Origin of the sequence: Lysinibacillus capsici (assembly GCF_003367505.1) — a bacterium.
GTDB classification, from domain to species: Bacteria; Bacillota; Bacilli; order Bacillales_A; family Planococcaceae; genus Lysinibacillus; species Lysinibacillus capsici.
In genome coordinates this window covers 211221-235117 of the sequence record NZ_PXXX01000006.1, presented here as the reverse complement: position 1 = coordinate 235117, position 23897 = coordinate 211221, and the positions used below count along the sequence as shown (strand labels likewise).

Below are 23897 nucleotides of genomic sequence, written 5' to 3'. Positions count from 1 at the left end.
GTCCTAATTATATGTATTTTTAAAAGAATGGTTAATTACTTTCCCTCCAAATCATAGATTTCTACCATTCTTTATTTTTCTATTAAATAGGATGTTAGTAAATGTAAATTCAAAATAATTAGTTACTGTCAATATGTCCGACCTCCATACCACACCATACATCTGTTGACAAAATAAAAAAAGTCCTCCCAAAATTGAGAGGACTTTTAATAAAAAATAATTTTTATACATTCACAGTTTGTAGTGATTGAGCAACCTTTTTCACTTCTTCTAGGCCATTTGCAATAATTTCTTGCGCTTTATCTGGTGAAGCATTGTGACCTTCAATAATCACTTCTTCAATAACTTTCATCCCGAATACGCCACCTACTACGTTTTTAATGTAGTTTACTGACATTTCCATTGGTTGAGCTTCAGGTGATGAATAGTAGCCACCACGAGCATTTAAAATAATCGCTTTTTTGTCAGTCATTAAGCTAATTAATTGACCATTTTCGCCATATTTGAATGTGAATCCTGCTTGGTATACATAGTCAATAAATGTTTGTAAAGGTGCTGGAATTGTTAAGTTCCATAGTGGGAATGCAAATACAACTAAATCAGCAGCAGTTAATGCATCCATTGCTTTTTGTTTTGCAGCTAATAGACGTGATTCAATGTCTGTTAACTCTCCACCATTTTGTACTTTACCAAAAGCATTGAAAAGATCTTGGCCAAAATAAGGCATATCTTCTGCAAATACATCAAAAGTTGTTACGTTGGCACCTTGTACATTTTCCATGAAAGTATCATACATTTTTGTTGAAATACCGTCTGGACGGTTGTTAGCTTTTACTACTAAAACGTTCATTATATAAAATCTCCCTTAAATTTCAAAATCTAATATCTCGAATTCAAGATATGTGTTTATCTTAAAAAATTTCATCTAAAATGTCAATGCTACTTGCCTCAGACTTTTGACTGAAATATTCTATCTTTCATCCATTCTAACAAGAGGAGTTGAAAGCCTTACTCCTCTCTCTAGTAAGCTAAAATTTACAGTTATCGTCAGTACAAATACCCGCATCACCTGTGCCAGCCATCTTTAGCGATGGTTGTAAGCCCTCTTCTTCAGCAACTTTACGCAATGTATCCTCAAATACCTCCTGCGGTTGTGCACCTGAAATACCATATTTACGGTTTAAGACAAAGAACGGTACCCCTCGTACACCAAGCTGGAGACCTTCTTGAATATCCGCTTCTACCTCATTTTTATAAACATCATCAGCAAGAACCTTTGCAACTTCTTCACGCTCTAGGCCCACTTTCTCAGCTATCTCTAATAAAACATCATCTTGACCGATACGCTTTCCTTCAATAAAATGACTGTTTAAAAGTGATTCCACTAGAGCTGTAACATCTCCCTGTTGTTCAGCCCATTTTACAAGCCGATGTGCTTTTAGCGTATTCTCTTCCATCAAATTGCTAAAATCGTAGTTTAGCCCTACTTCTTTCGCACGCTCTGTTACACCCACTGTCATTTCCTTTGCCTTCTCTAAGGACATTCCATATTTCTTTGCCAATGATTCATAGACAGTACTATGCGAATCTATTGGAGTAGTTGGATCTAGTTGGTAGCTTTTATAGACAAGCTCCACCTGCCCCGAATAGCCAGTATCCTCAATCGCTTTCTCTAATTGTTTTTTACCAATATAACAAAATGGGCATACATAGTCAGACCAAATTTCAATTTTCATTTCATACTCACTCCTTTTGCTACATTGTAGCGATAGTTGAAATCACAAGGCAATTTTAATGCCTCACTGCATAAATTTTCAAGTTCTTCTACATACTGAATACAAAAACAATGTGAGGTTTCTATATGACACAATCTCTTTGGCTTGCTACAACTGAGTCTGTCTCCTTATCTTCTCTTACTTCCTCAACAACATGCGATGTATGTATAATCGGTGGTGGCTTAACTGGTTTATATACTGCCTATACTTTAGCAAAAGCAGGTGTGGATGTAGTTCTTCTCGAAGCAAATACCCATTTTGGTCACGGTACGACAGGGCATTCAACAGGAAAATTAACAGCCCAACATAGCATTGTCTATGCAAATCTTTTAGAAAAATTATCTTTAGAAGAGGCACAGCTTTATTATCAACTGAATCAACAAGCCATTGATAAAGCTAGACAGATACTCCCACCAGACAGGGTTCGTTCGGTGGATTCACTGTTATACTGTCAAACAAAAGAAGGCTATGCACAATTATTAAAAGAATGGAATGCCTATAAGGTTTTAAACATTAAGTCTAACCTTACCTCTGACACAGAGCTCCCATTCCCTATTACAAAAGCTTTATGTATGACACAACAAGCACAAATAAATCCTGTTGAAGTAAGTAATTTTCTTGCGAAAGAGGCGCAGAAGATGGGCGCAAAACTTTATGCAAATACCCGTGTTCAGCAATTAAACATACCACAGAATAACTTATATACCGAAAAAAATATGTCGGTTCAATATAATAAACTTATTTTATGTTCACATTATCCCATTGAAGCATTTAAAGGGCTTAAACTTTTTAAATTATCCAATAGTCGCTCCTATATGGTTGCAAGTAAAACCTCTGAGACTATGCAAGGTCAATATTTATCAGTTGATTTTCCTTCCCGTTCGATACGGACTGCCACGATCAATCAGGAAAATTATTTAGTCTTAGGAGGGGCGAATCATATCGCTGGCGAGACCGTTCATACTGAGCCATATTATGAGGCCATTTCCAATGAAATGAAGGAGCATTTTGAACAACAGCCACTTTATCGATGGTCAGCCCAGGATATAGAAACACCTGATATTGTCCCTTATGTTGGGAGAATTACAAACTCCTTACCTAACGTATTGATTGCCACTGGCTATCGAAAATGGGGAATCTCCAATTCCTTTGTCGCAGGTGATATCTTATCGTCTCTTTTAACTGGCTCAAAGATTGAAGAAGGTGCTATCGCTCTTTATTCACCATCACGTACTAAATTCGGTGCCCAATTCATGCAAATGCTGAAAGTAGGAGGCTTTGTTGCCAAGGAATATATAGCTGGGTATATGAGGAATGCCACTGCTCCAACCTGTACTCATTTAGGCTGCAAAACAAAATGGAATGAAGCTGATGAAACATGGGATTGTCCTTGCCATGGTTCTCGTTTTAACGCTAAGGGTGAGGTGCTTGAAGGCCCTGCTGTACAGCCATTAAAACTTGATTAAAAAAAGAGGCTGTCTAAATAGACAACCTCTTTTGTATTTTTTATTTTAGAGCTTCTGTTAATACTGGTACAATTTGTTTCTTACGAGAAACAACACCTGGTAATACAACACGGTTATTGATAAGATCAGCACCGAATCCTTTTGCTGCTGCTTCTGCTACTTGCCCTATTGCAACAGCTGTTGAATCATTATTTAAAATGTCAGTCACAACGAAGAAGAATAGATCTAAGCCATTTTCTGCAACATTTTTATTGAGTAGGATTTCTAACTCCTCTTGACGATTAAGAACATCATTAACATCAACTGCATTAATTTGAGCTACAACAGATTTGTACTCACCAAATTGGAACTCTTTTGCATCTAATGATAATAAATCTTCTAATGATTTATCAGATAAATCAGCACCTGCTTTTAGCATTGCTAAGCCATACTCTGCAATTTCCACACCAGCAATTTTTGCTAGCTCTTCACCAGCTTTTACATCTTGCTCTGTGCAAGTCGGTGATTTGAATAATAATGTATCTGAAACAATTGCAGATAACATTAAACCAGCAATGTTCGCAGGTATGTCTAAACCGTTTTCGCTAAAAATTTTCTTAAGAATAGTAGCCGTACAGCCTACTGGTTCTGCACGATAATATAGTGGATCAGCTGTTTGGAAGTTGGCGATGCGGTGGTGATCAATTACCTCTGCAATTTGCACTTCCTCAATACCGTCAGCCGATTGTTGGAATTCATTGTGGTCTACTAGAATAACTTTGTCCGCTTCACCAACTACAGAAGAGATTAAACGAGGCGCTTCAAAGCCAAATTTATCTAATGCAAATTGAGTTTCATTATTAACATCTCCAAGACGTACAGCCTCAGCTTCTTCACCAATTTGTTGTTTTAAATAGGCATATACAATTGCAGACGTGATTGTGTCTGTATCTGGGTTTTTATGTCCAAAAACTAATACTTTACTCATTGAATTAATTCCTCCTAAAATGGCACTTACATTTATATTTTATTTTATCATACCTTATAGCCTGACAAGTGATAAAGTGAAACTTTGGAACAATTTCGCCTCAGCGTATTTGCCATTGACCTTCACTCTCGAAATAACATACAGGCTTAATTGCGGTTAACCTGTATTATGCAAATATAATGATAGCGCTCTAAATACATACTTTTCAAATAAGATATCTATATTATAACTAGCTTAAGCTGCTATGTATACTTTTAATAGGTCTAATTACTTCTATAAAATTCTCTATTTTTACCAACCTATTTTTAACATTCAATAGTAAAAATGCCTCTTTTTTATAAAATAATTAGTTTATATAGATATTTAGTTGGGTTTTCATATTTAAGTCATCATAATTTTATGCTATCATCAGGTAGTCTATATTTTTGGATATTCAGGAAATGGGGATTACGATGACGAAGAAGATAGAAAAAAAGTACATTCCTTTAGCTAACTATTTTGATGTAGCTTTACAACAAGAAATTACTTTATCCTTTGGTGAATTAGAAAACATTATGGGACAAGCATTACCGAACGCTGCCTACTTAAATAAAAGCTGGTGGAAAAAAACTAAGCCCCCTCTCTCACATTATTTATCATGGACAAATGCAGGCTATTATGTCATTGATGTTAAACTAGGTTCTAGTGTATCTTTCTCACGTACGCAAATGAAGTCTACCGAAAACAACACTTCTAATAGTGAGGAGAATTCATCTGCATACATAATACGAGGAATTGAAGCATCTGATGCTAGATCATTCATTCATTTACAAGAGGAGATTTTTCAAGAAACTGACTTCATGTATAATGTTCAAAACGAGCTAGATCTCACTGTCCAACAACTTCGTAAAAATTTAACCTATTGGAAGCAATTAAAAAACCGTACTATACTACTTTGTGTACTAAACGGAATTTTTGCGGGTTATGCGGTTATTCATGGATATAAACAATCTAAAGCTAGACATGTTGCCTCTATTCGTTTAGCTGTGAAAGAAGAGTATCAACAAAAAGGTATTGGCTCCGCACTGATGAAAGCTGTTGAAAGTTGGTCTAAACAACATGATATTTCCCGTTTAGAGTTATCTGTTATGGAGCATAACAATGTAGCTTTACACCTCTTTACAAAGCTAGGATTTCATCAGGAGGGCATTCGAAAAAATGCCATTAAATTAAATGATACTTATATTAATGAATATAGCTTGAGTAAAATTCTATAATTCACTTTTCCTAGATGTCTAAATACTATTTGGACATCTTTTTATATAGAAAATTTCAAAAAAATACGCATAGATAGTGTGTTTCAACAACTATCTATACGTAGTTACATTAAAATACCTGCTTTTCTCTAATAGCATCTAAGAATAATACATTACTTTCTACTTGCTCATACAATTGCTGATATTTATCATAGTGGTCTTTATCCTGGCTTATCATTTCCTCTATCAACGCATGCAAAAATGAAATCAAGACTGGGGCAATGTCTAGAGAAGAATGATTCTTGGTACCGAGGGTAAATAATGCACTGGCATATTCTCGAATAGGCGAAAATGCAGAACCTGTAATGGCAATAATTTTCACTTTCTTTACCTTTGCAATTTCAACAATCGTTTTAATATCCACAATCTGTTTATCAAAAGATAGTACAATTAAAGTCGTATGTTCGCCCATACTGTTTATTTGATTCACTAAATCATCTGAGTCTAAACGAAGCTGCTTAATATTAGCACGAAGTGTTTTCAATGTATTAGATAGCCAATTTGCAACAGATGCATTGTGACGAGTACCTAGAATATATATATTGTCTGCTTCATGCATCCATTTTGAGCATTTTTGGATCTGCTGATCGTTAATCAAATGAATTGTTTCTTGAATATTTTGGCTATCTCGTTGCATCACCTTACCAAAGCTAGAATTAGTCAGCTTCTTAGCAGTATATGTAGGCTGTAGATTTGCACCTACATCTTGAGACATAATAAAGCCTCTAACTTGCTCTTGTAGTTCTACATACCCTGACAAATCCATAGCATAACAAAATCGAATCACGGTTGATTCACTTACATTAGCCAATCTGCCAACCTCTGCTGCTCCATTAGCAATCACTGTTGTGGGATTATCCATTACAAATTGTGCTACTTTACGCTGGCCCTTTGACAGCCTTACAAACCTTTTCTTTATATCTTCATGAATACTCATTCCTAACAACCTTTCTTTCAATGACCTTATCACGAACGGGAGATTGTTTCCTACTGACTCAAAATTCGATTAAAAATACAGTATCACGATTACAATTTGAATACAATGACTTTTCTGAAAAATCTTCATCGCATTAACCTGCTAATAAAACAATTTGATTTACTCTTTAACCATTTTATATTGATTTGTCATTTTAACAAATAAATCAGTAAAATCGAATAAAAATTAATAAAAGCTCATTTTTATGTATTATTTAAGCGAAATCAGACAAAAATGTCCTGGATCAATTCTTTGATCCAGGACATTCTATTTCATACTATTCTAATTCAAGCTGCTTTGTTTCCTTACCAAGGAAGATGACCCCTACAACACCGATAATAATCGCTCCACAGAAAATGGCAAAGATAAAACCTATATCATAGCCTGCCGTTAATAAAAACCCAACGAGCAACGGCCCAAAAATACCACCAATTCGTCCAACCGCTGCTGCCATACCTGCACCTGTTCCACGTATAACCGATGGATATTGTTCGGGTGTATAAGCATATAATGCTCCCCAAGCCCCCAAGTTAAAGAAAGATAAAAGCATCCCTGAAGTTAGCAATACGGCTAAAGTATCTGCATTTCCAAAAATATAAGCACTCGCTGCAGTACCAATTAGATAGGAAACAAGGACAAATTTACGCCCAAACTTTTCTATAAACCAAGCGGCTGTAAAGTAACCTGGTAATTGAGCTAAAGTCATGATCAAAACATATTTAAAGCTTGTAATCATGTCAAAGCCCTTCCCTACCATCACACTTGGCAACCATAAAAACATGCCATAATACGAAAATACAACCGTAAACCATAATAGCCACAGCATAAATGTAGAACGAGCATACTTTTTTGACCAAACCTCTTTCATATTTTGACCAATGCTCCGTTTTTTCGCTTCTTCCTTCACCGTAAATTGAGGTGAATCTGGCAAATGCCAACGAAGATAAATAGCATAAAACGCTGGAAGTGCTGTTAGTATAAGGGCTACTCGCCATCCCCATGTGGGAATAACAAAATACGAAATAAGTGCCGCTATTAACCAACCTGCTGCCCAAAAGCTTTCAAGTAATACAACCACACGACCTCTTTCTTTGGCAGCCACACTTTCAGATACAAGTGTTGAAGCTACAGGCAATTCTCCTCCTAGCCCCATCCCTACTAAAAACCGTAAAATTAAAAATGCAGTTAATGTTGTTGTAAAAGCGGATAAACCACTTGCAATAGAAAAAAGGACAAGTGTCCACATAAATATTTGCTTGCGACCTACTTTATCAGCAAACACACCAAAAAAGAGAGCTCCTACAGCCATCCCGATAGAATTTATACTACCAATCCAACCAGATTGACTTGGTGATAGTCCCCACTCAGCGGCCAATGCTGCAATGACAAAGGATAATATACCAACGTCCATTGCATCGAAGAGCCACCCAACCCCCGCTACACCCAATAACTTATTTCTGGAAATGGATTGCTGAGGTTTCTTTGTTACTACTGTATTTATTGTCATTCTAACCACCTGTCTTTACACATGACTTTACATTACAAGATTACTATACAGTTGTTTCAAGAAAGTGACAAGTACTATTCAAATTACCGAATTGTTTCGACAATTAATGAAATGGTATTGAAATAATAGTGCTATTTGCGTTAAAATGTCTTTTATACAAAAACAACTGTTCTTTCTATAAGAACAAAAGGAGATCGTTACGTTATGTGGAAAGGCCTTATTGAAGAATATAAACAATTTTTACCCGTAACTGAAAATACACCTGCTTTAACTTTAAACGAAGGCAATACGCCTCTTATACATTTAGTGAATTTATCTAAGAAACTAGGCATTGAGCTTTACGGAAAAATTGAGGGTGCAAATCCAACTGGCTCATTTAAAGACCGAGGAATGGTATTTGCTGTTGCAAAAGCTATCGAGGATGGAAGTCAATGCGTTATTTGCGCTTCTACAGGAAACACTTCCGCTGCTGCGGCTGCCTATGCAACTCGTGCAGGCATCCAATCAATCGTTGTTATTCCAAAAGGTAAAGTTGCTCTTGGAAAGCTAGCACAGGCAACAATGTACGGGGCAAAGATCATTGAAATTGACGGAAACTTTGATGATGCACTCAATATCGTTCGCCAAGTAAGTGAAACGACACCAGTTGCACTTGTTAACTCTGTAAACCCATACCGTATCGAAGGTCAAAAAACAGCTTCGTTTGAAATCGTAGATGCCTTAGGTTCAGCCCCTGATTATTTGTGTATTCCAGTTGGGAACGCAGGTAATATTACTGCATATTGGAAAGGGTTTAAAGAATATCACGCTGCAAAAAATTGTGGTCTACCAAAAATGTATGGCTTTGAAGCTGAAGGTGCTGCAGCAATCGTTAAAGGTGAGCCAATTGCTAATCCTGAGACTGTAGCAACTGCCATTCGTATTGGCAATCCTGCGAGCTGGACATTGGCAGAAGCTGCTCGAGATGAATCTGGTGGTATCATTGATTCTGTTACAGATGAAGAAATTGTAGCAGCCTACAAATTAATCGCAAGTACAGAAGGCATTTTTGTTGAGCCTGGCTCTGCTGCTTCTTTAGCAGGTGTTATGAAATCTGTTGCAAATGGAAAAATCCCTCAAGGCGCCAAAGTTGTAACAATCTTTACAGGGAATGGCCTAAAAGATCCTGATACAGCCATGAATGTATCCACTGTAGAGGTCGTATCCCTTAAAAACGATGAAGAAGAAATTCGTGCATATATTGAGGGTGTACTATGAGTAAAATGTGGCAAATCTCAGTTCCTGGAAGCACAGCCAACTTAGGTCCAGGCTTTGATTCAATAGGACTTGGCTTGTCTCTTTACTTACGGCTTTCTGTTACCTTGCAAGAACAATGGGAAATTATTCATCTTGATGATAATGGTCCTAAAGAGTTTGAGCTTGAAGAACACTTACTATACGTCATTGCTAAAAAAACTGCAGATCTATATGGTCAACAGCTACCCGCTTGTCGTGTGGAGATGGCTAGTGAACTTCCATTGGCACGTGGACTTGGCAGCAGTGCAGCAGTTATTGTTGCAGGTATTGAGCTTGCTAACCAAGTCTGTGAGCTGGAATTAACAATTCAAGATAAACTCAATCTATCTTCACAAATTGAAGGACATCCAGATAACGCAACTGCTTCAGTTTTAGGAGGATTAACGATTTCTTCGATGGATAACAATGGCATAGTCGATACATTCCACATCAATGATATCGATGCCTCCTTTGTGGTATATGTACCAGATGTTGAATTAAAAACAAGCGAATCCCGTTCTGTTTTACCAGAGCAATTTAACCGTTCCTATGCTGTTCATGCCTCAGCAAATGCAAATATGTTAGCCGCTTCTTTAATGGCGCGAGATTTTGAACGTGCTGGGCGTTATATGGAGGAAGATTTATTCCATGAACCGTTTCGTGCAAAGCTAATTCCTGCTTATGAAGAAATTCGTATGGCTGCAAAATCGAACGGTGCATATGGTACTGCTCTAAGTGGCGCTGGACCAACAATGATTTCTATTATTCCTTCTGCTATTGCCTCTGACTTCGTTGAATTAATGAAAAAGCAATTCCCAGAGCATCAAATTATTTTAACAAATGCTGATGAACATGGTGTACAAGTCAATGAATGTGTGAAACGTCTACTTTAATAGTAGGCGTTTTTTCTTGAAAGCAAGATTGGATAAAACTAATATTATAGAAGTATAGAATTAAACTTTTTATACGCGCTTTCCTAAGGAGGAATTATTTTGAAACCCATTATATTCTGTGATTTCGATGGCACGATAACAGAAACAGATAACATCTTTTCACTTATGACTGAATTTGTACCAGAAGAATCTGAGAAAATTGCTCAAGCGATGATGGAACAAACCATTTCATTTAAAGATGGGCTATCAGCAATGTTTCACCTACTTTCTACTCATCAAAAAGATGAAGTCATTCAATACCTGATGGAGTCGGCAGTCATACGTGAGGGATTTGGTGATTTTGCCCGCTATGCTCAAAACAACGATATTCCATTTTATATTGTAAGTGGCGGAGTTGATTTTTTCATCGAGCCTTTAGTTGAAAAATTTGGTCCTTTTTCAGGCATTTACTGTAATAGAGCAGATTTCTCTGGTAAACAAATAGAATTGATCTACCCAAATAGCTGCGATGAGGAATGCGCTAAATACAGCACACAAGGATGCGGCTGCTGTAAACCAAGCGTAATGCGGAAGGTTGCCAAGGAGGATCATTATAAAATTGTAATTGGTGATTCTCTATCAGATTTTGAGGCAGCTAAACTAGCAGATATTGTTTTAGCTAGAGATCATCTTATCCAACGCTGTGAAGAGCTTCATGTTCCATATAGACCTTTTACCACATTTCATGATTGTCTAAAAATAGTACAAGAGCTAGTGGAGTCAAAAAAAGCTGTTGTTACACGCTAATAGAAAAAAGAAAAAGGAGCCACTTTTACAAAGATGTCTCCCTTTTCCTACTTACTTATGCTAATAATACTAAGCTAATGGCCATGACTGCCATTCCCCCTACTAGACCATACATCGACAAATGTGTTTCATCATATCTTTGTGCAGCCGGTAGCAATTCATCTAGTGAAATAAAGACCATTATCCCTGCAACCCCAGCGAAAACGATTCCAAACATGACATCTGTTAAAAAGGGCATAAGGAGCAAAAAAGCTACTAATGCACCTACAGGCTCTGCCAATCCTGATAAAAAGGATAATTTAAAGGCTTTCCTTCGATTACCTGTTGCAAAGAAAATAGGAACAGATACAGCAATGCCTTCTGGAATATTATGAATAGCAACTGCAATGGCAATAGCAATTCCTACATTCGGATCATTAATAGCTGACATAAATGTAGCGATCCCCTCAGGAAAATTATGAATGCCAATCGCCAGGGCTGTAAAAACGCCCATCTTCATCAAATGTTCTTCATTAACCTGTGGTTTGATGGCATTAACATCCTCTACCAGCTTTACTTCATGAGGATTAGTTGCCTTCGGAATGAATTTATCAATTAAGGCAATAAACAACATCCCACCGAAAAATCCAAGGATTGTCATCCAATAGCCATTAGTTGTACCTAATGCATTGGTTAAAGCATCTTTAGCTTTCACAAATATTTCTACAAGGGATACATAAATCATCACCCCTGCTGAAAACCCCAATGCTAATGATAAAAATTTTGTATTTGTTCTTGATGTAAAAAATGCTATTAAACTACCTACACCTGTTGCAAGTCCAGCAAACAGAGTTAATCCTAATGCCAGTAAAACATTTCCGTCCATACCCTTCTTCCTTTGCTCTTTTTCTTATTGTACTCATCTTAACGTAGAAGTTTCCTATACGCAATTCTTTTTTATGAGGCAAATATCATTCTTTACAATGTCTCGGTAAAATGTAAAAAAGCAGTATCTATCATAAGAAATAGATACTGCCTGTCTTTTTATTTATGATTAGATTGAAATAAACGTTTACGCCGTTCGTACCAAATGACACAAATGATAAACCAAGTATAGCCGATGCTCCAACCAGCAAGTACATCTGTAGCAAAATGTCGAGCTCCTGCAATACGTGATAAACCAATAAGCACCATTAAAATTGTTGCCCCAAGCCATAGAAGGATTTTACGTCCTTTACTACTATTCTCCGCTAAAATATAAGCAAGTGTAAATAAATAAAGTATACCAGTCATCGAATGTCCAGATGGAAAACTAAAGGATGTCAGTTGATCCTCAATTTCAGGTCGTGGACGCTGCTCCCATTTTTTTAGTAATTGGTTCAGAACGTTGCCTGCTGCAAAAGTTAGGACAACAAATAGCATACCTCGATAATTTTTTTCCTTCCAAGCTAAATACACCATTAAAACTACTGCAACAGCAACAACAAATTTAGGCTCACCTATATAATGAAAAATCTCAATAAATCGATTACCAAAAAAAAGCTCTGCCATCTTTGCATCAAATGTATTCATCAGCTGGCTTTGATAGGTGGCTCTTAATACAATAAAGACAATTAACGTTAAAACTGCTAATGGATATGCCCATTTTTTCATTTTTTCACCTCAAAAAACATTCATGCTATGTCCTTCACATCATAACACAAATAAATCTTTTCTGAATGAAATATAGGCCTTCATTTTAAGAAAGGTATACACCATTGACCTCTTGATAAATAGTGACTGATTCTTCTTCTGGTTTGTTAAAGTAATTGGAAACGGCCAATGCAACAATGAATAAAATGGCTACTATAGGTAGTATTCTTCTAAACATCCTAAACACTCCCTTATTCTTTTACTAGTCCACATTTGACTACTTAATTAGCACTGGATCAAAAAGCCAATCTTTTGGACCAAAGTTTGCATCCTTTTCTCCTCTAACCTCACGTGAAATACCATATTTTATAATAGTTTCTCTAAATCTTTTACTAAACAAAGTCTTTCTATATAGATATCTTCCATCATGACTACACTCGGCTGAGTAGAAAACATCCCCTTTTAAGTTTTCCAAATCTTCATGATGATAAATATCAGGACCATTAATGACACCATTTAAACCACAACTGCACGGAGGTTGCTCAGTTGCAAAGTATAATTTAACCCTGTCCTTACTACACTCAGGGAGCATTTGTATAGGAATAATTTGAAAAGCTGGCTGTTTGCCTTCTTCCGGACCTTGATGGATCACCTCTAAAAGCTCATAGCCTTCTAGTTTTTCTCTTTTCATTAATGATACTAGTTCCTCAGAAGCTACCCAATAACCATTTACATGCACTAAATGACGATCTTTCATCTGCGTAGTATCGATAACTATTGGTGATAACTGCTCTTTATCCATGAGCCCACAACACTTACAATGTGTACTCAAAGAAAATAGTGTCCCCTTATCTTCTAAGAACATTTCTGGTGAATTACCTGTTGAATTTAAAGTAAATAATGGTGCTCGTTCATACTCTAAATCTGAAAATTCAAAATAAAAACGTTCTCCAATTGAAACGATTCCAAATTCACGCTCTAATGACTCATATAAAGCTGTTACCTGCTCGTATGTTACATCTTCATTTAATGTAAAAATAGGATTAAATTTAGTTTTTAAGTTTCTTTTTCTCAATTCAGGCGCACCAATAGCAATACCATGACGATTATAAACGTTAATAACTTGATCTTGACTAGTTTCATCTATGGAAAACAAATTTTCAAGTTCTACTTTCACAATACACGCCTACCTTTATAAAGTTTTATGGTGAAGTATATTGACTAGCTAGTAACATTCTACAATCTACTAACGCTACTTTATTCATAGATAGTCAGGCTGCTTATTTAATAAAATGATTTATATATTACTCACTAAAGCAAATCTACTTAACCACTGTTAATTTAAGCGTACCAGTAGTTATACCGTTATTTCAACTTCGGGTTTACGCCAATTTTCTGGCGTGATTCAGACAAGTTTTTGGCGTGATTTGGCGGTTACAAAAAAACACCGCCACTTTTTTGGCGGTGTCTATCATATTTTATAGGTAATTTAGTACAGGGATATGGTTTTATTTTACTAAGGAAATATATAGGATATTTAATTCCCATAATGCCCCCTATTAATTGAAAAATATACCAACAGTATAACATAGAAATAGTTTAGAGTAAATTCATTCTCTCTGCAAGATTTACAGCTTCTGTTCGTGAATCTACATTTAACAAAGAAAAGAGTTGAGTTAAATATCTTTCCGTTGTACGTTGAGGAATATTTAATTCAATAGCGATAGCTTTATTTGTATGGCCCTCTGCAATGAGTCTTAGAATTTTCTTTTCCTTTTCATTTAAGTGAATATCTTTAGCACCTTGCAGTTTAAATTTATCATCCAGAAAATCTAAGAAATTTTTAGGTAAAACAATTTCACCGTTTGCAATTGCCCTTACTGTTCTTAATATTTGCTCTTTCGAAGCTGTTTTAGCTAAAATACCTTCTATTTTTCTTTCTAAAATGAGTGGATAATAATCCGTAATATCATCACCTGTGTAAAGAATAACTGAAGCATTTGACTGAATAGCCTTGATATTACGGGCTAGGTTAATTCCATTTTCTAATGGCATATTGATATCTATTAGATAGATATCGTACGGTTTATTCTTTATCCTTTGAATGACACAAGTTGCATCACTTTCCGTATCGATGATAATATCTTCATTCTCTTGAAATAAATTTTTAGTTCCCTCTAACACTATAGGGTGATCATCCACTATGAGCATCGTAATCAAGTGTTTCACTCCCTTCTTTCACCATGATTCTAATAAACATCCCTTCATTGATATTCGAGTCAATAGTAAATTGTCCGTTAAACGCTTTTACACGCTCCTGCATACCTTGAATGCCCATTGATTCGGCTACTATAATGTCCTCTACATTACAGCCTACACCATCATCTTTATAAATGATTTCGAAACCATCGTTCATTTCTTTTAAATGAATTTCAACTGATGCTGCATAAGAATGCTTCAACGCATTATTAAGTAACTCTTGGAATAAACGATAAATCATTAAATTCATACGCTCATCCTCTAAATAAAGGCGGTCAATGGTGTAAATAAGCACGAAGTTAGCTCTTTCTTGAACTTTCCGAATCAATTTTTCCAAAGCTGCATTTAAACCTAATGTATCTAATAACGGTGGTTTTAGGTTTTCACAATAAGTACGTAATTCATGTAAGGATGCAACCATTTGTTTATGAATTTTCGCAAGCTTTTCTTGAATATCAGTTGTATTTTTTGCATTTACTAGAACATCCACCTCGCGGGCTATATGAAGTTGCTCCTGTAAATTGGTGTCATGTAACTCTTGAGCTAACTGGTATTTTTCTTCTTCAAATCTTAGCCATAATAGCTTATTCAGCCATGGTAACTGACCATCATCAGCTTGCTTCATATGCTTTAGTTCCTCTAGCAGTTCTTCCACCATCTTGGTATTTTCAATAAAATTATTTACATATAATAAGAGCAGTTCAAGCCATAAAAGCTCCTCATCTTTTAAATGAATCGTATTATTATGCCCTAGCACTAAAGCTCTTTTAAAATGTGCATCCTGATGGAGGAATGCTATATAAACTTTGTCAATTTTGCGTATTTCACCTAATCTGATATCTTCCATTATGTCAGGATCTATCGTAATACTTTCACCAGCTATTGGTATGAATTCATTTTTGTCATAGTTATATGTTAAGACAAAAACATCCTCTAACTCCAGATGCATGGAAACCTCATAAGCAAATTTTTCTAAAAGTTCATCAATTTTAATTGTTTTCCCAATTTTATCTACGGCTGTATATAGCTGATGAATATAGTCACCCTTTGTGGAAAATAATATTTTCCGCTTGCGATAATCGACCTTCTCTTTTACGTAAAAAAGTATGACTAATGAAGAAAATGTAAAGAAAGATACCCCTGACATAACTGTCATGGTTAAATAACGCCCTGCAATAAAATATAGTCCCACTGTAAACCATACAGTAAAGATTAAAGAGAATATAACATAATAACGTAATCTTGTAATATGGTACTCAATATCAAATAATCTCTCTGCTAATTGCGTAAAAATAAAGCTAAAGGGTATAAGCAATAAAAATAATGAGCTTATCTCAGATGAAAGTATATACGTATGAAAAAAAATTTTAGGGAGTGCATATAAAAAAAGAAATGGTAGAAACGGAATTAATATACTATTTAATAAAATCTTCAACTGAGGTGAGCTGTACTTAAAATAGCTTATTAATAAAATACTAAGGATGATCACTAGGAGAATAAAGAAAATAGCCAATATAACATTGGAAAGAATATCATTTGAAGCAGGATAAATAGTACCCATACATCCTAATACAAAAGCTATGAAAGGAAGTATATAAAAGAGCTTGATATTATTTGTAAACACCCAATTTGTTTTCACAAATGAATAATAATTTCTCAAAAAATGTAACAGTATAACTAAACATAACAGCATACTACTTCGATTTACGATAATGCCAATCGTATCCATTCTACCAGAGACACCACTACTTACATAGGCCAAAGAAACCGTTAACATAAAAAGAATTAGTAAGTCAGCTAATTTTGTATTCCTTTGTTTGAAATGTAAATAAAACGCTATAAATAATGTTAATAAATAATAACAAGCTGGAATGATTAATACATAGATAAATTGTTGAGGGATATCCAAATGCTTAATATGTATATTGATTAGATCTCCATCGGGCTTCAGTATTGTTATTTCATTAGCAGATAAAATTTTAGATTTATATCTCAGTTGATTTAATTCGTTGATGGGTTCATGATCTACAGTTAAAATTGCATCACCAACAGAAATATTTTGACCCTCTGCCCAGTCTTTATAATAAAGTTGAGAAATGACCCATTTGTCATTCTCTTCTTCTACCCCAATCTGTATATAAGGCTCGCTATAATTCACATAATTTAAATAAAAACCAATAATTAAATAGAGAATTATAGCGGGCCAAAACAACTTACTTCGCAACTTTCTTAGTTCCAAATATCACTTTCTGTATTCATTTCACCGTTAAACGCTTCTAAAATTGCTGTTTGCTCTACAGATGAAACTCCAACTAATGAGGCTTTTTGATCTTTTAATAGTGCAACTAGGCTTGGATTTTGCTCTAAATATTGGATTACATTAATCATTCTTATCTCTCCTCATTTCAATAGTTTTTGTAGGTATTCTCTACCTACCTGATTTATAGCTACATTTTCCAGGTAATTCAATGCTTTAAATTTATAGACGTTTTTTATGGTAATGGCATAACGTATCGCCCCACCATTTGTCAACGCGTCTTCTGTTGCATTATTATCCAAATCTGTAACTATATCATTATTATAATAGCTAGAAACAGATTTTGAAACATCATTTTTCTGTGATAATAGATAAATAATAGGAAGAGAATACCTTTTATTTAGCAGATCATTTTTAGGACCCCACGCCTTTAAGCTTTGAATATCATTTTTAATTTGTTGGATGATCCCTATGTATTTCCCATATTCCTCTACTTCTTGAGATATTTCTCCTTTTGCAAGTACTTCGCCAACCAAGCAACCCATCGCTGTTAATGAGCCGGATTTCAAGGTAATCATTTTTACATAGGAATCTTCATCGCGACAACTATTTAGTAAGTCTAATTGCTGTCCATTTATACTTTTTAATGCGTATTCATCAACTAGCTTTATAGCCGCTCTTTTATGTTCAAAAGAGGTTTCATCTATTGTTTTAGATGCCATGACCAGCATAGCTAAAGCAACATTTAATGATAATTCAGGTGTTTTGTTCCAACTATAGTCTGAATCTTTATCCTGTAGATCATCAATAATATCAAAAGACAGTATTAAAAGTTCAATTGCAGCAGCTACCTTGTAGATATCTGGATTTATACTACTTGAAAATGCTTCATAATGCCAAAAACACATTTTACCAAAGGAAAAACCTACTGTTGTTTTTTCTTCTTTAAAGCTTTTTAGCATTAATTTTAGCTCTGGTCCAAGTAATAGCTCATTTTCTATAAGGATGTCTAATGATTCATTGATGCGCACATCTAAATCCTTCAATAGTCCTCTCTCCTATCTGGTGTATTACTAGATATTATATAGATTAGTGGGAATTAATACTAGTCACGCAATTATATAATACATTAAATACCATTAATTCCTTTATAAAGAGATAGACCGCCAAAAAATGGCGTTATTCATACAAACCACGCCAGATTTTTGCTAATTATTACTAAAAAAATGGCGGTAGAGAACCAAGTACCGCCATTAAAGTGGCGTAAACTTACCATTGAAATGGCGCTCTAACAGATGTTACGCTTAGATTAGCAATAAAATATATTTATAAAGTCAGGATAGATTGATGAACATGAAATCTTTTTGTACTGGGAGTGACTTAAAATTGAATGAAACTGTTTTCATACTTACGGCTACTTTTTCATGTAATATCTCTGTCTCAGCTGAAGAAATTACAATTAAACAGCCTAGCAATGATCAACGACGAATTGAACAAATTATTATTCAATCTGAAGTAAAAGCCTATCAAGATACACTGGCTGCATATAAAAATATTTCACCCTATTCAAAATATATTAGTGATATTCCTGGATTTGAGGATACATTTCAACAAAAAAGAGATTATTATATTGAGCAATATGGCATTATTAGAATATCAAACGAAAGTATTTCTACTATGTCATTAGTCAATCCTTTCACTTTTGGATTAAATATAGATTCCCCTATAGTGTATGTAACGCCACATGACACAATTATTAATGCAAGAGGGCTAGTAATAGCGGCTAATGCATCTAATAATAACAATCATTCTGATAGTTTGGATGAGCTCTGTAATACCAGTATCTCAGGCTTGTCCATTAATGAGAACACCATATCCTTTAATATGGATTCGACATTTAGTAAATGGAGAAAACCATCTATTACACATTAACCTATACCCCTAGCTAAGCAGGTCACACTGATTGTGACCTGCTTTTTGAGTAATAAAACGACATCTCTACATAGTGTTGATAAACAAAGCAATCAATAGCATTTTTATAAAAGATGAAAATGAATTTCCGTTGCAGGCTACTTGCTTTCCTGTAGGCGAGCGCCGAATCGCTTCCTCCGCTACTGCTCCGTTTAAAGTTTTGCCTGTCTCGCTATTCCATGGTAGTCCAGTAGCCCACCACTATAAACCGCTTTTTAGCAAAGGTATTCAAATAAAGTGAAGGTGTTCATTACTCTTTATGAAGAGGTGTTGTCACGCATCACTTCTCCACATTGAAAATAAGAGCTTATCCCCTCTAAGAATACAGATAATGGGCGATTTTATTACTATGCTACTATGAAAAAAGTCAAGACACTTTGCAGAATGGTTGATTGGAGAGGAGCCAGCGTCACTCCTAGGGGATTTAGCGTCACTGAGGAGACCCTGGAGCGAGCGCAAGTGAGTGAAGCGGCTCATCGGACGCCCCCTGGAAAGGACGCTGGCGGATCGGAAATCAACCCCTCACCTTGCTAAAAGGGCTTTTTCTGCTAGTGACATTCTTTTTTCAACAACAAGAAAAGGTGTCTCAATCTCTTGAGACACCTTTAGATGATTAACCTTTTACATAATAAACTTCTTGTCCGCTTTCAATGATATGATCAGGCTTCGGTTTACCTGCACTTGCCTTATGGCCTGCAATATGCTCAGGACTCTTCTCCCAATTTTTCCATGCTTCTTCTGATTTCCAACGAACCATCACTAGCACTTCTTCATCACCGCGGCGAACTTTCTTTACAAGTACCTGCTTATCAATAAAGCCAGGTTGTTGTTCAAGTAATGAGGGACCGTTTGGCTTAGCACCAAAACGTTCCACAACCTTATCCGAATTCCCTTCCGTCACAACAATACGTTTAATTTGTACAAACATATTAGTTGAACGCCTTTAATACATCTTCAGCTTTTTGTGTTTCTGATTGTAAACCGCCACCTGAAAGGTACCAAATTTCTGGATCTAAGTAGAATACTTTACCGTTTTTCACAGCGTTTGTTGCACTTACAATTTCGTTTTCAATTGCAGCTTTAGTACCTGATTCACCGTTTTCATTTACAACAGCGTCACGGTCAATAACGAATAAGATATCTGGGTTTTTCTCACGCACAAATTCAAAGCTTGCATTATCACCATGTGATTCGATTTTGAAGCCACTAGCTTCAGCTACAGCTTTTACACCATATACATCATGAATCACACCGAAACGTGAACCAGGACCGAATACTGATAATGAACCTTCACTACCTAAAACGATTAACGCTTTTTCTTCTGTTGCAGTAGCCTTAGCTTTTACTTCTTCTACTTTTGCTTCATATGCAGCAATTGCATCTGCCGCTTCTTTTTCTTTACCAAAGATTTTACCAGCTAATTCTGTATTAGCTTTGAATGACTCTAAGAAGTTAGTATTATCTACACCAATGTATACTGTAGGAGCAATTTTAGATAATTCAGCATAAGCTGCTGAAGCACGACCAGAGATGAAAATAATATCTGGGTTAATTTCAGATAATTTTTCATAATCAGGCTCGAATAATGTACCTGCGTTTACATAAGTACTATCTTTAAACTTACTTAAATACGCTGGTAATGAGTCTTGTACCACTGCTGTAGGATTAACGCCTAAAGCATCTAATGTATCTAAGAAACCATTATCAAAAACGACAACTTTTTCTGGCATTTTATCAAGTGTGACTTCTTCAAATGTTGTACTACCGTCACGACCTTCAACTGTGCTACCTGGAATTGTTAGTGGATATACTGATGATTCTTCATTTTGTTCCTCAGCTGGTTTGTCAGTTGAAGTACCTTTATCATCTTCTTTTGCTTCATCTTTCGAACCGCAAGCAGCTAATACTAATAGCATCATTGCCATTAATACCGTAAGTAATTTCCATTTTTTCATTGTGAAATTTCTCCTTTAATTAAATGATTTGATAGTTAGATGTTCATCATCTGGAACTATTTTTACGAATTAAAATAAACACAAATTCGACAACCATCCTGCTCTTGAACAGGAATATCCATATCATAAATTTCCTTCAATGCATGTGAGTTAATAATGTCATTTGTAGGACCATTTTTAACAACACGGCCATCTTTTAATGCAACAATATGGTCAGAGTAAACAGAAGCAAAATTAATATCGTGTAAAACGATAACCACTGTTTTGCCTAACTCATCAACCAACTTACGTAAAATCTTCATAATCTGGACAGAATGCTTCATATCTAAATTATTTAATGGTTCGTCCAGTAAGATATATTCAGTATCTTGGGCAATAACCATTGCGATAAATGCACGCTGACGTTGACCACCTGAAAGCTCATCTAAATAATTATGTTGCATATCTTCTAAATTCATATAGCGAATAGCTTCATCCACTTTTTCTTCGTCTTCAGGTTTTAAGTGTCCTTTTGAGTAAGGGAAACGGCCAAAAGATACAAGCTCACGAATCGTTAGACGAACATTCATAAAGTTTGATTGCTTTAAAATCGATACACGTTTAGCGAAATCATCTGATTTCCAGCTACGTACATCTGCCTTATCGAGTAGTACTTCGCCAGTATCTGCATTCAGTAAACGACTCACCATAGAAAGTAGCGTGGACTTCCCTGCACCATTCGGTCCAATAAACGATGTGATTTTTCCTGAGACAATATCAACACTTACATCTTGAACGACAGGTTTTTTACCAAAAAACTTTGTAATTTCTTTGACTTGTATCATCCTGCTGACCTACTTTCTCTTAATAATAAGTAGATGAAGTAAACCCCACCCACAAAATTAATAATGACACTCAGTGTAGTAGTGAAACTAAATACACGTTCAACCATCCACTGTCCACCGACTAAAGCTACAACACTCATTACACAGGAGCCAGTAATTAAGATGGAATGCTTGTATGTTCTGAAATACTGATATGATAAATTTGCAACGATTAAACCAAAGAACGTGATCGGACCAACAAGCGCTGTTGAAACAGCAATCAAAATTGAAGCTAAAATTAACATACGTTGTACCAGCTTATCGTAAGGTACACCTAAATTTATAGCTGTGTCTCGTCCTAGAGACATGACGTCTAATTGATTCATGTGACGAGCACCGTAGATAAACGTTATTAAAATGATAACGCCTGCTAGCCAAACTAAATCTGAATTAACATTATTGAAACTTGCAAACATTTTACTTTGTAAGCCTAAAAACTCATTCGGATCTATTAATACTTGGAAGAACGTTGTAATACTTCCTAAGAACGTACCAACAATCATCCCAACAAGCAGTAAAAAATAAATCGGTCGCTTTCCTTCTTTAAACAATACTCGGTAAAAAATTAAAGCGAATAGAATCATCGCTCCAATTGCAAGCGTAAAATTATAGTAGATATTAATAACTAATATGGATGTAGAGCCAAAGAAGAAGTAGATGCATGTTTGAATTAACATATACAAAGCATCTAAACCCATGACACTTGGCGTTAAAATTCGATTATGTGTAATTGTTTGGAAAACTACTGTTGAATAGGCAATCGCTATACCCGTTAATGCCATTGCCACAACCTTTATGACACGGCGTGGAAAAGCATAGTGATAATTACCATTGAGTTCCCAAAATAAATATAGGACAACTGCTATAACAGCGAGACCTAGTAAAATGAACATTTTTGTACGATTACGCATATGCTCTCCCCCTAAACAACATGAATAGGAAGATGGCACTTCCAATTACACCAACAGTCATACTTATTGGTATTTCATAAGGGAAAATCAGTACTCGTCCTAAAATATCACAGAATAACAAGAATGACATACCAAGTAATGCTGTGTGCGGCAAGGTTTTTGCCAGATTATCACCTTTAAACAGAGAAATAATGTTCGGAATAATCAAACCAAGAAATGGAATGATACCGACTGTTAACACCACTGTCGTGGAGATAAGAGCTACCAACACCAAGCCTAAATTGACTACAAATTTATAGGATAGACCAAGATTTTTTGCAAAATCCTCTCCCATCCCAGCTACTGTAAAACGATTTGCGTAAATGTAAGCTAAAATGAGTATTGGTACACTTACGTATAACAGTTCGTAACGGCCTTTCATGATTAATGAGAAATCTCCTTGTAACCATGCAGAAATGTTTTGGATAATATTCGCCTTATATGCAAAGAATGTTGTAACAGAGGACAAAATATTCCCAAACATTAAGCCAATAAGCGGTATAAAAATCGCATCTTTAAACTTAATTCGGTTTAATATTTGCATAAATAGTAATGTGCCGGCTAAAGCAAATATGAAAGCGAAGGAAATTTTTTGGAAATACGTAACGTTCGTAAAGAACATCATGGAAATCAATACACCCAACCGTGTGGCATCTAATGTACCAGCTGTTGTTGGTGAAACGAATTTATTCCTACTTAAGCTTTGCATAATTAAACCAGCAATACTCATACCTGCACCCGCTAGCAAGATTGCAACAAGTCTAGGTACACGACTAATTAAAAATAGTCTAGCTTCTTCTGATTGGAAGTCTAATAGGTCGCTAGGCTTAATATCTACTACTCCGATAAAGAGCGACACAATAGACAGCAAAACAGTTGCTGTTAAAAGATATCTTATTTTCATAGTAATCCCCGGTAGATTTCATTTTTGTGTGTAACTCACTTATTAGTGAAAATGATTATCATTACTCACGATTTCCATTATAAGCATGATTTTATTCTCAGTCAACAAGCAAATGAGAATTATTCTCGTTTTATTAATGATTAACTAAAAAATATGCCAAATTAACGAAATATCAGCATTACCGTAA

Annotated in this window: 24 protein-coding genes; 6 read left to right on the top strand and 18 right to left on the bottom strand. The window is 35.5% G+C overall.

What is annotated here, in order from left to right; all coding sequences use genetic code 11:
* Nucleotides 1-223 precede the first annotated feature (223 nt).
* Both C7B89_RS03315 and C7B89_RS03310 read right to left on the bottom strand, forming a co-directional pair.
* Nucleotides 224-850, bottom strand: a complete 627-nt coding sequence (locus tag C7B89_RS03315; protein ID WP_115673160.1) for an FMN-dependent NADH-azoreductase — start codon at nt 848-850, stop codon at nt 224-226.
* A gap of 178 nt (nt 851-1028) precedes the next feature.
* Nucleotides 1029-1736, bottom strand: a complete 708-nt coding sequence (locus C7B89_RS03310) for a DsbA family oxidoreductase (protein ID WP_115673159.1) — start codon at nt 1734-1736, stop codon at nt 1029-1031.
* A gap of 125 nt (nt 1737-1861) precedes the next feature.
* Here C7B89_RS03310 and C7B89_RS03305 point away from each other — a divergent pair, with 125 nt between their 5' ends.
* Nucleotides 1862-3241: an FAD-dependent oxidoreductase gene (locus tag C7B89_RS03305; RefSeq protein ID WP_066038018.1), complete on the top strand. Its 1380-nt coding sequence runs from the start codon at nt 1862-1864 to the stop codon at nt 3239-3241.
* A 40-nt stretch (nt 3242-3281) separates the two neighbouring features.
* On the opposite strand, the gene C7B89_RS03300 is transcribed toward C7B89_RS03305, so the two are convergent.
* The gene (locus C7B89_RS03300) at nt 3282-4208 is read right to left on the bottom strand and encodes a manganese-dependent inorganic pyrophosphatase (RefSeq protein WP_115673158.1); all 927 of its coding nucleotides are present in this window, start codon (nt 4206-4208) and stop codon (nt 3282-3284) included.
* Between the two features lie 452 nt (nt 4209-4660).
* Between C7B89_RS03300 and C7B89_RS03295 the strand changes: the two genes are divergently transcribed.
* Nucleotides 4661-5464: a GNAT family N-acetyltransferase gene (locus C7B89_RS03295; RefSeq protein ID WP_048394306.1), complete on the top strand. Its 804-nt coding sequence runs from the start codon at nt 4661-4663 to the stop codon at nt 5462-5464.
* A 109-nt stretch (nt 5465-5573) separates the two neighbouring features.
* On the opposite strand, the gene C7B89_RS03290 is transcribed toward C7B89_RS03295, so the two are convergent.
* Both C7B89_RS03290 and C7B89_RS03285 read right to left on the bottom strand, forming a co-directional pair.
* Nucleotides 5574-6440: a MurR/RpiR family transcriptional regulator gene (locus C7B89_RS03290; RefSeq protein ID WP_103118902.1), complete on the bottom strand. Its 867-nt coding sequence runs from the start codon at nt 6438-6440 to the stop codon at nt 5574-5576.
* Nucleotides 6441-6756: 316 nt separating this feature from the next.
* Nucleotides 6757-7986: an MFS transporter gene (locus C7B89_RS03285; RefSeq protein ID WP_115673157.1), complete on the bottom strand. Its 1230-nt coding sequence runs from the start codon at nt 7984-7986 to the stop codon at nt 6757-6759.
* Between the two features lie 204 nt (nt 7987-8190).
* Here C7B89_RS03285 and thrC point away from each other — a divergent pair, with 204 nt between their 5' ends.
* The 3 genes from thrC to C7B89_RS03270 all read left to right on the top strand — a co-directional run bounded on the left by thrC (nt 8191) and on the right by C7B89_RS03270 (nt 10940).
* Nucleotides 8191-9243, top strand: coding sequence for a threonine synthase (gene thrC / locus C7B89_RS03280; protein WP_004231969.1), 1053 nt, complete (start codon nt 8191-8193; stop codon nt 9241-9243).
* Nucleotides 9240-10154 (top strand): homoserine kinase, encoded by a 915-nt coding sequence (thrB, locus tag C7B89_RS03275; protein WP_115673156.1) that lies wholly within the window; start codon nt 9240-9242, stop codon nt 10152-10154. The genes thrC and thrB overlap by 4 nt, the downstream gene beginning before the upstream one ends.
* A gap of 99 nt (nt 10155-10253) precedes the next feature.
* Complete coding sequence (locus C7B89_RS03270) at nt 10254-10940, top strand: MtnX-like HAD-IB family phosphatase (RefSeq protein WP_115673155.1); 687 nt, start codon at nt 10254-10256, stop codon at nt 10938-10940.
* Between the two features lie 55 nt (nt 10941-10995).
* Here C7B89_RS03270 and zupT read toward each other — a convergent pair whose 3' ends face one another.
* The 8 genes from zupT to C7B89_RS03235 all read right to left on the bottom strand — a co-directional run bounded on the left by zupT (nt 10996) and on the right by C7B89_RS03235 (nt 18113).
* Nucleotides 10996-11805, bottom strand: a complete 810-nt coding sequence (zupT, locus tag C7B89_RS03265) for a zinc transporter ZupT (RefSeq protein ID WP_016992734.1) — start codon at nt 11803-11805, stop codon at nt 10996-10998.
* A gap of 158 nt (nt 11806-11963) precedes the next feature.
* Nucleotides 11964-12572, bottom strand: coding sequence for a phosphatase PAP2 family protein (locus C7B89_RS03260; protein WP_048394216.1), 609 nt, complete (start codon nt 12570-12572; stop codon nt 11964-11966).
* An 85-nt stretch (nt 12573-12657) separates the two neighbouring features.
* Nucleotides 12658-12789 carry a hypothetical protein gene (locus tag C7B89_RS23385; RefSeq protein ID WP_255349868.1) on the bottom strand — a complete coding sequence of 44 codons (132 nt, stop codon included), beginning with the start codon at nt 12787-12789 and terminating at the stop codon, nt 12658-12660.
* A 39-nt stretch (nt 12790-12828) separates the two neighbouring features.
* Complete coding sequence (locus C7B89_RS03255) at nt 12829-13728, bottom strand: hypothetical protein (protein WP_054549610.1); 900 nt, start codon at nt 13726-13728, stop codon at nt 12829-12831.
* Nucleotides 13729-14150: 422 nt separating this feature from the next.
* On the bottom strand, nt 14151-14762 hold the full coding sequence (locus tag C7B89_RS03250) for a response regulator transcription factor (protein ID WP_225341057.1): 612 nt from the start codon (nt 14760-14762) through the stop codon (nt 14151-14153).
* Nucleotides 14746-17034: a sensor histidine kinase gene (locus C7B89_RS03245; protein WP_231595687.1), complete on the bottom strand. Its 2289-nt coding sequence runs from the start codon at nt 17032-17034 to the stop codon at nt 14746-14748. Before C7B89_RS03245 ends, C7B89_RS03250 begins: the two co-directional genes overlap by 17 nt.
* A 5-nt stretch (nt 17035-17039) precedes the next feature.
* The gene (comX, locus tag C7B89_RS03240) at nt 17040-17198 is read right to left on the bottom strand and encodes a competence pheromone ComX (RefSeq protein WP_054549612.1); all 159 of its coding nucleotides are present in this window, start codon (nt 17196-17198) and stop codon (nt 17040-17042) included.
* 12 nt (nt 17199-17210) lie between these two features.
* Nucleotides 17211-18113 (bottom strand): polyprenyl synthetase family protein, encoded by a 903-nt coding sequence (locus C7B89_RS03235; RefSeq protein ID WP_066038010.1) that lies wholly within the window; start codon nt 18111-18113, stop codon nt 17211-17213.
* A gap of 340 nt (nt 18114-18453) precedes the next feature.
* Between C7B89_RS03235 and C7B89_RS03230 the strand changes: the two genes are divergently transcribed.
* Nucleotides 18454-18999 (top strand): hypothetical protein, encoded by a 546-nt coding sequence (locus C7B89_RS03230; protein ID WP_103118905.1) that lies wholly within the window; start codon nt 18454-18456, stop codon nt 18997-18999.
* Nucleotides 19000-19651: 652 nt separating this feature from the next.
* Here C7B89_RS03230 and C7B89_RS03220 read toward each other — a convergent pair.
* From C7B89_RS03220 to C7B89_RS03200, 5 genes are all read right to left on the bottom strand, one after another.
* Nucleotides 19652-19966 carry an antibiotic biosynthesis monooxygenase family protein gene (locus C7B89_RS03220; protein WP_115673153.1) on the bottom strand — a complete coding sequence of 105 codons (315 nt, stop codon included), beginning with the start codon at nt 19964-19966 and terminating at the stop codon, nt 19652-19654.
* Nucleotide 19967: 1 nt separating this feature from the next.
* Entirely contained in the window at nt 19968-20993 is a 1026-nt protein-coding gene (locus C7B89_RS03215) for a siderophore ABC transporter substrate-binding protein (RefSeq protein ID WP_054549615.1), read from the bottom strand.
* A gap of 62 nt (nt 20994-21055) precedes the next feature.
* On the bottom strand, nt 21056-21817 hold the full coding sequence (locus C7B89_RS03210) for an iron ABC transporter ATP-binding protein (RefSeq protein ID WP_048394201.1): 762 nt from the start codon (nt 21815-21817) through the stop codon (nt 21056-21058).
* On the bottom strand, nt 21814-22767 hold the full coding sequence (locus C7B89_RS03205) for an iron chelate uptake ABC transporter family permease subunit (protein WP_115673152.1): 954 nt from the start codon (nt 22765-22767) through the stop codon (nt 21814-21816). Before C7B89_RS03205 ends, C7B89_RS03210 begins: the two co-directional genes overlap by 4 nt.
* Entirely contained in the window at nt 22760-23710 is a 951-nt protein-coding gene (locus C7B89_RS03200; protein ID WP_048394199.1) for an ABC transporter permease, read from the bottom strand. Before C7B89_RS03200 ends, C7B89_RS03205 begins: the two co-directional genes overlap by 8 nt.
* Nucleotides 23711-23897 lie beyond the last annotated feature (187 nt).

Coding starts and splice junctions, on each gene's coding strand:
- C7B89_RS03285 (WP_115673157.1), bottom strand. CDS start 7,986: ATGACAATAAATACAGTAGTAACAAAGAAACCTCAGCAATCCATTTCC.
- C7B89_RS03315 (WP_115673160.1), bottom strand. CDS start 850: ATGAACGTTTTAGTAGTAAAAGCTAACAACCGTCCAGACGGTATTTCA.
- C7B89_RS03205 (WP_115673152.1), bottom strand. CDS start 22,767: ATGCGTAATCGTACAAAAATGTTCATTTTACTAGGTCTCGCTGTTATA.
- thrC (WP_004231969.1), top strand. CDS start 8,191: ATGTGGAAAGGCCTTATTGAAGAATATAAACAATTTTTACCCGTAACT.
- C7B89_RS03310 (WP_115673159.1), bottom strand. CDS start 1,736: ATGAAAATTGAAATTTGGTCTGACTATGTATGCCCATTTTGTTATATT.
- C7B89_RS03215 (WP_054549615.1), bottom strand. CDS start 20,993: ATGAAAAAATGGAAATTACTTACGGTATTAATGGCAATGATGCTATTA.
- C7B89_RS03290 (WP_103118902.1), bottom strand. CDS start 6,440: ATGAGTATTCATGAAGATATAAAGAAAAGGTTTGTAAGGCTGTCAAAG.
- C7B89_RS03200 (WP_048394199.1), bottom strand. CDS start 23,710: ATGAAAATAAGATATCTTTTAACAGCAACTGTTTTGCTGTCTATTGTG.
- C7B89_RS03250 (WP_225341057.1), bottom strand. CDS start 14,762: ATGCTCATAGTGGATGATCACCCTATAGTGTTAGAGGGAACTAAAAAT.
- C7B89_RS23385 (WP_255349868.1), bottom strand. CDS start 12,789: ATGTTTAGAAGAATACTACCTATAGTAGCCATTTTATTCATTGTTGCA.
- comX (WP_054549612.1), bottom strand. CDS start 17,198: ATGATTAATGTAATCCAATATTTAGAGCAAAATCCAAGCCTAGTTGCA.
- C7B89_RS03210 (WP_048394201.1), bottom strand. CDS start 21,817: ATGATACAAGTCAAAGAAATTACAAAGTTTTTTGGTAAAAAACCTGTC.
- C7B89_RS03260 (WP_048394216.1), bottom strand. CDS start 12,572: ATGAAAAAATGGGCATATCCATTAGCAGTTTTAACGTTAATTGTCTTT.
- thrB (WP_115673156.1), top strand. CDS start 9,240: ATGAGTAAAATGTGGCAAATCTCAGTTCCTGGAAGCACAGCCAACTTA.
- zupT (WP_016992734.1), bottom strand. CDS start 11,805: ATGGACGGAAATGTTTTACTGGCATTAGGATTAACTCTGTTTGCTGGA.
- C7B89_RS03305 (WP_066038018.1), top strand. CDS start 1,862: ATGACACAATCTCTTTGGCTTGCTACAACTGAGTCTGTCTCCTTATCT.
- C7B89_RS03300 (WP_115673158.1), bottom strand. CDS start 4,208: ATGAGTAAAGTATTAGTTTTTGGACATAAAAACCCAGATACAGACACA.
- C7B89_RS03295 (WP_048394306.1), top strand. CDS start 4,661: ATGACGAAGAAGATAGAAAAAAAGTACATTCCTTTAGCTAACTATTTT.
- C7B89_RS03220 (WP_115673153.1), bottom strand. CDS start 19,966: ATGTTTGTACAAATTAAACGTATTGTTGTGACGGAAGGGAATTCGGAT.